The 12,644-nt window shown below is 41.5% G+C and carries 13 protein-coding genes; 8 read left to right on the top strand and 5 right to left on the bottom strand.

Annotated features, from left to right (window positions below; translation table 11 throughout):
• Nucleotides 1-5 precede the first annotated feature (5 nt).
• On the top strand, nt 6-1,424 hold the full coding sequence (locus ACQKKO_RS07530) for a glycoside hydrolase family 1 protein (protein ID WP_498645837.1): 1,419 nt from the start codon (nt 6-8) through the stop codon (nt 1,422-1,424).
• A gap of 182 nt (nt 1,425-1,606) precedes the next feature.
• On the opposite strand, the gene ACQKKO_RS07525 is transcribed toward ACQKKO_RS07530, so the two are convergent.
• From ACQKKO_RS07525 to ACQKKO_RS07510, 4 genes are all read right to left on the bottom strand, one after another.
• Nucleotides 1,607-3,091: an NAD(P)H-binding protein gene (locus ACQKKO_RS07525; RefSeq protein ID WP_498645835.1), complete on the bottom strand. Its 1,485-nt coding sequence runs from the start codon at nt 3,089-3,091 to the stop codon at nt 1,607-1,609.
• A gap of 72 nt (nt 3,092-3,163) precedes the next feature.
• Complete coding sequence (locus tag ACQKKO_RS07520; protein ID WP_498645833.1) at nt 3,164-4,021, bottom strand: DUF1206 domain-containing protein; 858 nt, start codon at nt 4,019-4,021, stop codon at nt 3,164-3,166.
• A gap of 110 nt (nt 4,022-4,131) precedes the next feature.
• On the bottom strand, nt 4,132-4,875 hold the full coding sequence (map, locus tag ACQKKO_RS07515) for a type I methionyl aminopeptidase (protein ID WP_498645831.1): 744 nt from the start codon (nt 4,873-4,875) through the stop codon (nt 4,132-4,134).
• Nucleotides 4,876-5,071: 196 nt separating this feature from the next.
• Nucleotides 5,072-6,763, bottom strand: coding sequence for a DUF2207 domain-containing protein (locus tag ACQKKO_RS07510; protein WP_498645829.1), 1,692 nt, complete (start codon nt 6,761-6,763; stop codon nt 5,072-5,074).
• Between the two features lie 107 nt (nt 6,764-6,870).
• Here ACQKKO_RS07510 and ACQKKO_RS07505 point away from each other — a divergent pair, with 107 nt between their 5' ends.
• From ACQKKO_RS07505 to ACQKKO_RS07475, 7 genes are all read left to right on the top strand, one after another.
• Entirely contained in the window at nt 6,871-7,365 is a 495-nt protein-coding gene (locus ACQKKO_RS07505; RefSeq protein ID WP_498645827.1) for a PH domain-containing protein, read from the top strand.
• Entirely contained in the window at nt 7,358-8,902 is a 1,545-nt protein-coding gene (locus ACQKKO_RS07500; protein ID WP_498645825.1) for a PH domain-containing protein, read from the top strand. The genes ACQKKO_RS07505 and ACQKKO_RS07500 overlap by 8 nt, the downstream gene beginning before the upstream one ends.
• 134 nt (nt 8,903-9,036) lie before the next feature.
• Nucleotides 9,037-10,374, top strand: a complete 1,338-nt coding sequence (locus ACQKKO_RS07495) for an MFS transporter (protein ID WP_498645823.1) — start codon at nt 9,037-9,039, stop codon at nt 10,372-10,374.
• Nucleotides 10,375-10,388: 14 nt separating this feature from the next.
• Nucleotides 10,389-10,700, top strand: coding sequence for an MGMT family protein (locus ACQKKO_RS07490; protein ID WP_498645821.1), 312 nt, complete (start codon nt 10,389-10,391; stop codon nt 10,698-10,700).
• A 65-nt stretch (nt 10,701-10,765) separates the two neighbouring features.
• Nucleotides 10,766-11,293: a hypothetical protein gene (locus ACQKKO_RS07485; RefSeq protein ID WP_498645819.1), complete on the top strand. Its 528-nt coding sequence runs from the start codon at nt 10,766-10,768 to the stop codon at nt 11,291-11,293.
• Between the two features lie 11 nt (nt 11,294-11,304).
• On the top strand, nt 11,305-11,838 hold the full coding sequence (locus ACQKKO_RS07480; RefSeq protein WP_498645817.1) for a DUF4269 domain-containing protein: 534 nt from the start codon (nt 11,305-11,307) through the stop codon (nt 11,836-11,838).
• Nucleotides 11,839-11,850: 12 nt separating this feature from the next.
• The gene (locus ACQKKO_RS07475) at nt 11,851-12,468 is read left to right on the top strand and encodes a peptidylprolyl isomerase (protein ID WP_498645815.1); all 618 of its coding nucleotides are present in this window, start codon (nt 11,851-11,853) and stop codon (nt 12,466-12,468) included.
• Here ACQKKO_RS07475 and ACQKKO_RS07470 read toward each other — a convergent pair.
• Nucleotides 12,462-12,644: hypothetical protein (locus ACQKKO_RS07470; RefSeq protein WP_498645813.1), on the bottom strand; the 183-nt coding region annotated here is incomplete at its 5' end. The genes ACQKKO_RS07475 and ACQKKO_RS07470 overlap by 7 nt on opposite strands.

The raw sequence follows: 12,644 nt of genomic DNA, 5'->3' as shown, positions 1-12,644 counted from the left end.
CAACTATGGATAGAGAAAAGGTATTTCCAAAAGATTTTCTGTGGGGAGGAGCCATTGCTGCAAACCAAGCGGAAGGTGCATGGAATGTAGACGGTAAAGGTGCATCACAAGCAGATATGACACGAGGGGGCATCATATCTGGTGAGACAGATAAGCAAATCGATCCAAACCTTTACTACGCCTCACATGAAGCAATAGACTTTTACCATCGTTATAAAGAGGATGTTCAACTGTTTTCTGATATGGGGTTCTCCCTATTTAGAACATCCATTGCTTGGTCAAGAATCTTCCCTAAGGGTGACGAGAAGGAGCCCAATGAAAAAGGTTTGCAATTTTATGATGATCTATTCGATGAACTTTTAAGTAAAGGGATTAAACCAATGATAACAATCTCTCACTATGAGATGCCAATTCATTTGGTAGACGAATATGGTGGTTGGTCTAATCGGCAATTAATTGAATTCTTTTCAAGATTTTGTGAAGTAATCTTTAAGCGTTATAAGGACAAAGTTAAGTACTGGTTAACATTTAATGAGATTAACAATATGCATAAGATTCCTTTAGCGACGGGTGGGGTTCGAATTCAAAATGAAGAAGAACCACTCCAAGAAATTTATCAAGCTAGTCACCATATGTTTGTTGCTAACTCACATGCAGTAAAATTATGTAAAGAAATCATTCCTGACTCAATGATTGGGGCTATGCTCTCATTAAGTGTTCTCTATCCAAATAGTTGCAGACCAGAAGACGTACTTGAAACAAACACGTATAGAAGAAGGCACTTGTTCTACTCTGATGTAATGATAAGAGGAGAGTATCCAACTTATGTAGATCGTATCTTTAAAGAGCATAATATTTCTATAGATATGGAAGAAGGAGACTTGGAATTACTAAAAGCCCACACATGCGAGTATTTAGCATTTAGTTATTACCTAAGCTCCACCCATAAGGCTGGAATGCCAATTTTAACTCATACAGGTGGAGTTAGAGGTATCGATAATCCGTATCTGCCAAAATCGAAGTGGGGTTGGCAGATTGATCCAATTGGTTTAAGGATCGTCTGCAATGAGTTAACAGATCGATATAATGTTCCATTATTTATAGTAGAAAACGGATACGGTGATGTCGATTCAATTAACGAGGATGGTTCCATTCATGATATTGACCGGACAAACTTCCTTAAGGAACATTTAGTTGAAATTTATAATGCAATTGAAGATGGTTGCGACGTAAGAGGGTTTGCATGGTGGGGACCAATTGATATTGTGAGCGCAGGATCAGGAGAAATGAAAAAGCGTTACGGTTTTATTCATGTTGATAAAGATAATGAAGGAAATGGTACATTGGAACGGACCAAGAAAGATAGCTTTTATGAATTCCAAAAGATTATAGAGACGAATGGATCTTCATTGTTCTCAGAATAAATATAAAAAGGGCCTGAGACAAAACTAAAAATGAATGAAAAAATGGCGAATGATTCTTAAATTGAATCATTCGCCATTCGTATTTTATCAAACGAGCAGGTGAGAAAAATTCTCCTGTAGCGGATATTGTGCTATGTTCGTGGTTTGCTACTCATATTAATGTTATGTGCCAGCCTCTTTAATCATTTTTCCATCTCAATAATCAATTTTGGGTGCTGATTCTCCTGTTTAATCTGTTTAAGCAGATGACGTTTGAAGAAGTACATCACCCATAGGTGGAACTTTGCCTGAGTGAATGTGTAAATAAACCAGGGCAGGGAGGGCTTATATTCATGTATGGCAATAATGCATTCCTGAGAGTTAGGGATCTGCCTGAATTCAAGACGCCCTCTTCCAGGTGTTTCCTCCCTTTTAGCAAAGGTGCCCCCTGTAATGTAGAAAAGTGCACGGTTTTCTTGGCTACGTTCATGTGAGTACGTTAGCGAAAGTAATGGTTCGTTACCAAGCAAGTAAATCTTCGCATTCCCATCCTGATCAACAGATGTTCGAATCAGTGGTCGTCCAAACTCTCCTAGCCATTCAATGTAACGCCTAGCAGCCCACGATGCTGTTTTTCCTTCGGGAAGGAGTACCCGCTGAACGGAACGAACATCAGAGATGACCGGCTTTGAAGGGGAGCTTGAGTCAGACGATTTTTTTGACTGTTTTTGTTGCTCTTCTTTTTCCTTCTTTTCCTTTTCTTCTTGTTCCAGTGCTGATTTCGCAGCTTCTTTAAATGGGATCTTTCCATAGCTTAAGTCTTTGTCCATATTCTCAGGACTCGCAACCATCGGATGAATCAAACTTTCAATCAGTGGATAGACCATCTCGCGAGGAGTGCCGGTTGTCACACTAACCCACAAACGAGAGAGTTTAACCGTCATAAACGGAACATTAAGGAGCTTTCTTTTTTTGCCCATAACTTCAGCAGTGTCGATCATCATTTCCTTATATGTCATGATTTCTGGACCACCCACATCAATGGACTCACCTGAGAGTTTCTTATTGCCGATACTTCCTTTTAAGGCATGCAACACATCTTGAAGAGCAATCGGATGTGTTTTTTGACGTGTCCATTTAGGTAATGCCATCATTGGCAGTCTTTTAACGAGTTTCTTCACAATTGGAAACGAGGAGCCTTTAGGGCCCACAATCAAGCCGGCACGAACGGTTGTCACTGGGACACCGTAGGAAGAGAGTACTTTTTCAACCTCTAGACGGCTACGTAAGTGTCGTGAAAGCTCATCAGCATCTGGTGGAATAATCCCACTTAAATAAATGATCTGCTTCACATCATTTTTCTTAGCAGCTTGAGCAAAGTTATCAGCTAAAATAAGATCCATATCTTCAAATTTCGCTTGAGTTAACTTTGCGGAAGGCATCATAGAGTGAACCAGGTACACCGCATAGTCTGCACCTTCAAGTGCTTTTTCAGCATCCTTAAGGGAGAATAAGTCAGCTGATCTCCAGGTCACGTTCTCTGAGTCCTCATATTTATCCCCATTACGTGATAAAGCAATGATATCAGCTTGTTTTCCGAGTTTTTTAAGAAGATTATTCCCAATGTATCCACTTGCTCCTGTTAACGCAATAACAGGTCTTTTTTCGGTCGTCGTTTGGTTATCCATTGTGTACGCTCCTCGTTTAAACTTCACTATGTGAATGGTTACCCTTGAATGAGCGGTTGTAACCCACTCATCTTATTTCCGTCCAAAGTTCATATGAACATAGCGCCCGTAAAAATAGCCATACACACCGAACAGAATAAGTCCAACAGCTACAACACCAAGAAGCCACTGGCCATACGGTTGTTGAGAAAGTTCATATAAAGCTCCATCCATTCCTTGTGTATCGTCAGCATCTGCATTAAGGGCTGTTTGAATGAGAAAGACACCAATCAACGCAAAGACAATTGCACGTGAAACTAAGCCCATTCGTCCAATCGTTCTTGTCAGATTCCATTCATGTTTGTTCATTTCAGACTTTTTAAATTCTTTTAAGAATAAGCCTGAGACCGCTTTATATCCTTCGTATAGCGCATAGATAATGATACCAATGCCAATCGCTCCAATGATCCATTGGCCAAAAGGCTGTGATAAGAGAATCTGTGAGTATGTTTCCTCATCACTACCGCCTGATCCACCAGAATGAGTCGCAAAGGAGAAGGCATTAAAGGCCAAACTGGCATAGATAAGGGCGCTTCCAATAAAGCCAGCACGAACGAGAACTCCTTTTATCCCGTTACCAAAATGACCTGTATCAACCGATGCACGAATAAACATCCAGATCACGTAACCGATTAGCCCGATTCCTACTAACCATAAAACCACTTCCCCAAAGGGCATACTAGCAAGGGTTTGTAAGGCTCCGCTTGTATCCTCCGTATCCCCTCCAACGCCAATGGCTGTCATAAAAGCAAGCACACCAATTAAAATATACACGAATCCCTGAGACATGTACCCAAATCGACCTAAACGTCTTATCCAAGGCTTTGACTCATTTTTGGCTTCGGACGCTTTTTGTTTTGTTTGTTGCTTAGTTGGAGTGTGCTTCGCCACTATTCTCATTCCTTTCGGTTATCTGTCTATAAGATTCCCCATTCCCCGTAGGCCAAACCAAAACAAAAAGCTAGCGATTCCGAGCGGAGAATCACTAGCTTCCTTCCCTTTTATTTCGTTAAAATAATTGGTTCATCCTTTGTTACAATAATTGTATGTTCATATTGAGCGACAAAGCTGTTGTCTGCCGTTGTTAAAGTCCAGCCATCATCAAGCTGATAGACGTCCTCTGCCTTTGTTGAGACGAATGGTTCAAAGGCAATGACTTCTCCGTCTTTAAATAGCTTTGTATCGCGTGAATTGTAGTAGTTGAAAATATGTTCAGGTGAATCATGTAATGATAAACCGATGCCGTGTCCTGTTAGGTTTTTAATGACGGTAAACCCATGCTCTTGAGCGGTTTGGAAGACTGCGCGACCGACTCCATTTTGTTTAGATCCTGCTCTAAACTTTTTAAGTCCAGCGTCGAATGTGTTTTTTGTTGCTTCAATGAGGTCTGTTAAAATCGGCTCACCTTTTCCAACAACGAAGGAATGACCCGTATCTGCGAAGTATCCATTTAATGAGCCGGATACATCAATATTTACGATGTCACCTTCTTTGATGATGCGAGATCCAGGGATTCCGTGTGCGACTTCTTCGTTGACACAGATACATGTGTAGCCTGGGAAGTCATACGTGCTGATAGGTGCAGAGGTCGCACCAAATTTCTTAAATAATTTTCCACCGATCTCGTCGATTTCTTTTGTTGTTACTCCCGGCTTCGTATGAAGGGTGAGCTCCTCGCGAATTTCACCAACAATCTTTCCTATTTCCTTTAATCCATGTAAATCTTTTTCGTTTTGTACGATCATGCGTGCATTCTCCTTCATATATAGATGTCGATCTTTATGCTATGTGTATTTGTCTATGGCTTAGTCTGTTACAACTTCACTACCATTTATTCTACGCTTAAGTATAGCGTACATCAATGGATTAACAAAAACGTTAGAGTTTCTCGGGAAAGTAAAAAGACGAGCATTCCATGAGCACTCGTCTTCTAAACACTTTCTAAAAAGCACCGCTTCCCCCGCCGCTACCGCCAACTCCGCCACCCGGAGAGCTGCCGGATGAAGAGGAGGTGTGAGCTGCACTTGAACTCGCCGTATTCATGCTCGCTTGTGCAACCACAGAGAGCGCAATAAATGTTGTCACATCAAATGAGTAGGCCGCCATGGCTTGGGGCTGACCCTTAAATACTTCTTCAAGCTCTGTGTTTTTAGCTTTTATATTCTTATCTCCTGTACCGATTCCGTAAATGATCGCCCGCATCAAATCATCTTGCTTCCAGCTTGTCATTTCAGTTGTCGGAAGTGTAGCGGCTTGTTTACTGAATTGATTCCATTCGTACACAATTCGCGCGCCTTCGGTTGTCCGTGGGTGATAGAAAATCGCATACCCGAGATACCCGATGAAGAGTAGAATCGAAAAGAATAACCACATCGGCAAACCATACATAGGAAACAGAACAAAAAGTGGAACAAAGACCAGACTTGCGAGCCCTATCGTTAAACGGTAAGCTGTTTTGTTTTGATGTAAAGTTGCTTCCTTAATCTCTTGTCCAATGGCGGTTTTCCATTTGTGATCATACTGCTGATACGCTTCGTGGTTTTTTGTGTCCTTGGCATAACTCTCTAGCTGCTGCAAAGAGAATGTCTTTTGATCTCCAACCGCATCAAAAAGCCATTCAATTAAGATTTGCTCGGCTTTAGAGGCACCCTCTCTGTGAATGAGTGTGAATTGATTCGTATCATGTTCTTTCACAAACCCTTTTCTCATCAGGTCAAGTAAACCTGCAGCCATCGCTTCGGGACGTAGCATGCCCTTCGTAAAGAGAATGGTTGCTAGTATGCTAAGCTTTTGCTTAGGAATGTAATTCGAAGTTTTATACTCTCGCTCAAATGACTTGAATAATTGGCTGCTTTTTAAGTACGACCCAAGAATTAAAGCCAATAGTAAAAGCCCGGCAAGCGGGATAAAAAAAAGTGCGAAGCTTGAAAGACGATCTTGCATGGAAGCAAACGCAGCTGCTTCGTCTTTGACTTCTTGTTCATCCGCTAAGATGGTTTCACTCATGTCTGCATCAACAACCGAAGCACCTGGAAACAAATCACTTGGGTACGCTACTCGAATAAATCCGTTTGACCCTTCAGAAACAGTCCCAATATGAAAAATCACGGTTCCATCTTGTTGGATCGCTTCTTTGTCAAACGTTTCGTCCTTACCATAAGCAATCACTTCATCTGTTTCTGATGGTGGGTGAATGATCACAGTCATATCTTCATAAGGAACATCACCACTTGAGTCGAAAAAAGACCAACTGAAGTCAGCGAGATCCTGATACACGGTTGTACTATTTGTAATCGTGTAACTCAGATCAAGTGTAACGGTCTCATAGCTGCCTGGACGCATCACTTTATAGAGCGAACCATCTTGTTCAACTTCTAGAGGCTGACCATTTTCTGAAGCCTCAACATTTGTGATTTCCGAGTTTTCTTTTTGATAAAGCGTTCTAGTTAATCCGTTAAAATCATCATCAAAGTCGTACACATGTGTTTCGTTAACCATGACGTCCCCGTTCTCTAACAGGGTGGCATCGATTGTTGATTCTGGGATCGTGAAATCAATCGCAAACGCCTGGTGAGGGACGAAGAGGAATGTAAGTAAAAGGAATGGGATAAGCATCGTAATTCGTTTCAACATGATTAGCACCTGCTTTCTTTCTAATTCTTACGTATCATAGAAAAAAAGGTTTCAAAAAGTGAAACGCCAACTGGATCATTCCGTAAATGAATAGAGAGGGGTGACTTATGAGACAAACAATTCAAAAACCAGATCAGAAGATATCTGAGAAAGCAGCAAGTGTATGGAGAATTTCTTCTGCCATCACACATGTGATTACACTACTCATACTTGGTACAGTTCTTTTCTTGCATCATTATTATGAATGGGTAGTGTGGATTGGTTATGTGGTATATGTGTTCATTGCTATTGATGTTCTTTATGCGCTATACAAAATCATTATTTACCCCATTTACATGCAACAAACGTGGAGATATCGGGTGGATGATGAATACATACAAATGAAGTATGGAGTAATCGACCAAGTGCATGTACTTGTTCCAATGGTTAAGGTGCTTCATGTCAGTACAAACCAGGGACCGATCCTAAGACGATATGGATTATCTACCATTACCATTGGGACAACGGCGTCTTCACACCAAATTCCGGCATTACCGAATGAGGAAGCGGAAGATCTCCGTGAAAAAATTGCAGTGCTCGCGAAGGTGTATGAAGATGAATGAGCAAACGATCCAATTAAATCAACCGTACCGGCTGCATGCTTCCTTTTTATTGTCTGGGCTCGTAGGAACGATTAAAAACTTCTTTTTTCCAATCATTTTATTGTGGATTGTGAATGCCAACTCAGATTCTACCTTCTTACTCATTGCAAAATGGGGCGTGCTAGTTATTATTGCTATCTCCATTGTCTCGACTATTTTGGAATGGGTTCATTTTCGTTATCAGTTCACAGAAACCGAATTACAAATAAAGCAGGGCGGGCTTGTACGAAAGGAACAATATATCCAATATCATCGTATTCAAAATGTTTCAAGAGCCACAAATCTTATTGGCAAACTCTTCCGTGTGACAACCGTTACACTTGAAACCGAAGCGCAGGAAGATTCGACCGTACAGCTGAAAATGATGACGCATACGCAAGCGACTTCCATTCAAACCTTTCTTGAGTGGAAAAGCAATCATAAGACCCGGGACACATCATCTGCTGAGGTAGTGGCTCCGAGCAAGTCACTTCACTATAAAGTAACAAAAAAAGAACTCATTAAAGCATCCTTTACATCATTTAGTATTGTGGCACTCATTCCAATTTTAATGACGATCTTCTTCAATATAGATGAGGTCTTTTCACTAGACGGTCATGTTGATACGGTCATGAGTTTTCTTTGGGATCATTGGATTTGGCTGACCATCGCAATTATTGGGTTATTGATTATCTCCTGCCTGTTTGGTGTGGCAACAATCTTCTTACAATTTGGCCGATTTGAAGTCCGCAGTGACGAGAAGCGAATCTATATAAAAAAAGGCATCATTCAAGAAAAAGAAAACTCCATCCTAAAAAGTAAGGTACAAGGAGTGGTGGTTTCTAAAAGTCTGATTAGGCGCTGGTTTGGTATGGCCAAGGTTAAATTAATTTGTGCAGGAGGAGAGGGAGGACTGGATGATTCGGATTCTGCTGTTATCTTTCCTTTCATATCTGTTAAACGGATTCCAGAGCTCTTGCCACAAATCATTCCTGGGTTTGTGTATCATCAGCCTGAACGGAAATTACCGCGACGTGCTCTTTGGGTGAAATTGATACGACCAAGTTACTTCTGGATCATTGGAACGGTTGTTGTTTTTATTTTCTGGAGCCACTTATGGTATCTGTCACCTATCCTACTAGTATTAATCATATTAAATCGATTAATGGATTACCGTTTCACAAGGTATGAGATGACTGAATCGATTACGCAGTATGAATTAGGTGGTGTGTTTAACGAGTTGACGACAACCGGTATGAACAAGGTGGAAGAGGTAACAATTGCCCGCTCCTGGCTGCAGCGCCGGTTTGGGCTCGCGTCTATTCAAGTCGCAACTCGTGGAAAACCGGTCCAGATTATCATAATTAACGATATCCCAGAGAGTGAGGCCTACGATTATTATATGTGGTACGAACAGTTCGTTAACGAACGTTATCACGTTTATGTCGAGAAAAATAACAATGATGAGGGCGAACTTAACGAGGTTGATATAGATTTAGAGGAAGATGATTTAAAATAAAGCATGAGCTAGCAAGAGCATTATGTTAACGTTTTTCTTCACTCTGTTGAAAAGTAGTTAGGTTCCCGAAGTAAGCATTCCAATCTGATTTGCGTTATAATGTTTCGATATGACTTAGATTGGGATGAAAAAGAATGAATGATCGAATAATCGTGCCACTTTGGGCGTTTGGACTTTTTATTGTTATTATGAATACAACCATGTTTAATGTGTCGATACCAGGCATTATTGGACAATTAGATGTAACGGCTGAGCTCGGTTCTTGGATTATATCGAGCTACTCCATAGGCTACGCTTTGACGACAGTAATTTATAGCCGCCTGTCTGACTCTGTTTCTATTCGGCTTCTTATTGCGATCGGTGTAGCGGTTTTGACAACCGGTTCTGTTTCGGGAATCTTTGCTACTGACTTTAACACGCTTCTTCTGGCAAGAATCTTGCAATCAGCAGGAGCAGGAGCGATTGCAGGTCTTGGTATGATTATTGTGAGTCGTTACATTCCATATGAACGACGTGGAAGTGCGCTTGCCTTAATTTCAGCTGCGAGTGCCATGGCATTTGGGATGGGACCCATTGTTGGTGGTGTTGTCTATCAGACCTTTGGTTGGTCTGGACTGTTTGCTATCACTTGTTTGGTTATTTTAATCTTCCCGGTCATTATTCCGCTCCTTCCAAAAGAAGAGCCAAAAGCGTTTCAATTTGATGTAATTGGTGGCTTGTTAACTGTCATTAATACCATTACATTGCTATTGGCTGTGACCCAACGTTCTATTTGGTTGCTCATTATATGTGTCGTTACCATTGTAATCCATGGGTTTTATGTGAATCGTGACAAGCCTACCTTTATACGAAAGGAGCTCTTAAAGCAGCCTCCTTACTTAAAGCTTTTAGCAGTAGGTTTTTGTGTGATGTCACTAAACCTAGGAAATCTGTTTCTCATGCCACTCGTACTCGCCAATGAGTTTGGAACATCTGCGATGAATATCGGATTTATCATTGCACCCGGCGCGATTGTGACAGCCATTATTTCACGTTATGTAGGCCGTGGAATTGATAAGCTAGGAAATCGGAAATTCTTATTGTGGGGGCATGTGTTTCTCGCAGCAGTAGCCGCTGTGTTTGCGCTGTTCACATCAGTGTCACCACTGGTCATTTTAATTGGATATCTCTTTTTCTCACCCGCTTTCTCTGCAACTCTAAGCGCGTTAAATAATGAGGTATCAAGAATTTTACCTGATGAGTTTATTGGATCTGGTATGGGCATGATGCAGCTCGCTCAGTTCATGGGTGGATCACTATCCGTTGCAATCTGTGGAATCTTGATTTCCTTTCACGTCAATGTGTCCATCATTCATGAGTATGGGTTTGTGTATGTTTGTTTATTTGCACTCATCTTATGCTCGCTGGTTATCTATTTATGGTTTCAGTTTTCACTACCAAAAGAGGGTAGAGAGGAATCTTCTTTATCCTAACGGGGGATACGTACATGACTAAGCTTTCTTTCTTTGAACAAGTATATGAACTCGTTGAGAAAATCCCAGAAGGACGAGTAGCTACGTACGGTCAGATCGCACGACTACTTGAACAGCCTCACAATGCAAGAGTTGTGGGGTGGGCGATGCGGCAGGCACCTGCTGGACTTCCTAGTCATCGTGTAGTGAAACGATCAGGTGAACCCGCACCTGATCGTACTCTTTTTAGAGGAGGGTTCACACAGCGTGAGCTTCTAGAAACAGAATCAATTCCCTTTCATCTGAATGGTTGTATTAATCTTTCTTCCTGCATGTGGGAAAGGTGATTAGACAAGTTTGATTATTCACCTTAAAATAGGAGAAGACTGTACTATGGAATGGGGAGAACGGTGTGACAAAAAGAAAATGGGTTTCGCTAGGGATTGCAATCGTGGCTTTAATTGGGATTGCGATCTACTTTGTTGGATTTTATCCAACACCCTCAGAGCGCGCATTTGATAAAGGGCTTACATATGTAAAGGAACAGAACGTTTCCATTCTTCAAATTCATAAGAAAAAAGAGCACGGTCCATCTGTTTTTTTCTTTGAAGATACGGACCACATTGGCATGATAGAGGCGGCATCAGGTGAAGACTTGATTCAAGCAAAGGCACAAAAAAACAATGTGACTGAAGGAATTAGTTTAGTCTCACTAGCAGGGATTGAAAGACATAGCGGCATTCTACTAGAACGAGAGGATGCGGCGGACATCGAGCATGTTACCTTTGAAAAAGACGATGAGGAGCTTGCTCAGTTTGAAATAGAAGAGGACGATGGCAACTATAGTGGATTCTTAGATGAAAGTCAAAGCCTCTCTGATTTCAATGTCATTACGCTAACGAAAGCCAATGGGGAGACGGAAGTTATCATCAATGATTAAGGGGGAGGAGAATGCTCTCATTAAATGGTTTATCAAAAGGAACCGAGAAACAACGATGTGTGTATCAAGTGATTCAAGACCTGAACATTATGGAAATGTGGTCCATCTATTCTCCTGTTTTATGTGGGACGATTCCAATTGGACTTGATTTGGATACGTCTGATTTGGATATTATTATGGAAATTGATAGCCCGCTTCACAACCAAGTGCAGCAAGAAATGCAGAGGCTTTATGGAGATTTTCAAGAGTTTCGTACGAAGCGTTACGAGGTCAGAGGCACTCCTACTCTTAAAGCGAACTTCAGCTACAAAGGTTTTGATATTGAGTTGTTTTCGCAGCCAGTCCCTGTTACCAAACAGAATGCTTATGTACACATGGTGATTGAGGCAGCGCTTTTAAGGGAAGAGGATTCCATGCGAGAGCAAGTCCTTACTTTAAAGCGCGCAGGAGTGAAAACAGAGCCTGCTTTTTGTGAAATACTTGAACTAAAAGGTGATGCGTATCACGAATTAATTCAGTATGGAAAAAAACGAGGAATCATTTAAGGAGTGACATGAATGGTGAAATGGACTAAAACAATAACTGCGGCTATCATGACAAGCTTATTTATCATAAGCGGTTGTGGAACATCAGGGCCAGATGAAAATGAAGATGCATCAACTGCAAACGAAGTCGATATTGACCTTGAGAATCCAACGGTTGTGACAATGACGATGGAAAACGGGGGAGAGGTTGTGATGGAGCTCTATCCTGATGTGGCACCTAAAACCGTAGAAAATTTTGTGAAACTCGCCAGTGATGGCTTTTATAACGGATTAACCTTTCACCGTGTAATTCCTGGATTTATGATTCAAGGCGGAGACCCGGATGGCAACGGCACAGGTGGACCAGGACATTCAGTAGAAGGTGAGTTTTCCAGTAACGGATTTGAAAATGATTTGAGTCACGAACGCGGAGTCGTTTCCATGGCACGCAGTCAGGACCCTGATTCAGCAGGAAGCCAGTTCTTTATTGTAGTGGAAGACTCAACAAATCTTGACGGAGAATATGCAGCCTTTGGTAAGGTTACAGAGGGTATGGATGTTGTCGATGAGATTGTATCCGTCGAAACAGACGCAAGTGACAAACCAGTTGAAGGTCAAGAGCAAGTGATTGAAACGATTGTTGTTCAATAATAAACGAAGAACGAGCCTGAGACAAAACTAAAAATGAATGAAAAAATGGCGAATGATTCTTCAATTGAATCATTCGCCATTCGTGTGTGCGCCCAGCATGGGTGATAACTTGGTGGTGAAAGTCCACTACAGGCTTGGCAGTAGGAACTGTTAGCTGACGGCAAGGGTGTCCATCG

The sequence above is a fragment of the Alkalihalobacillus sp. NPDC127517 genome (genome assembly GCF_050276055.1).
Taxonomy (GTDB): Bacteria; Bacillota; Bacilli; order Bacillales; family Bacillaceae_D; genus Alkalicoccobacillus.
Note: the sequence above shows the minus strand (reverse complement) of the source record. Positions and strands in the feature narration are given on the sequence as shown.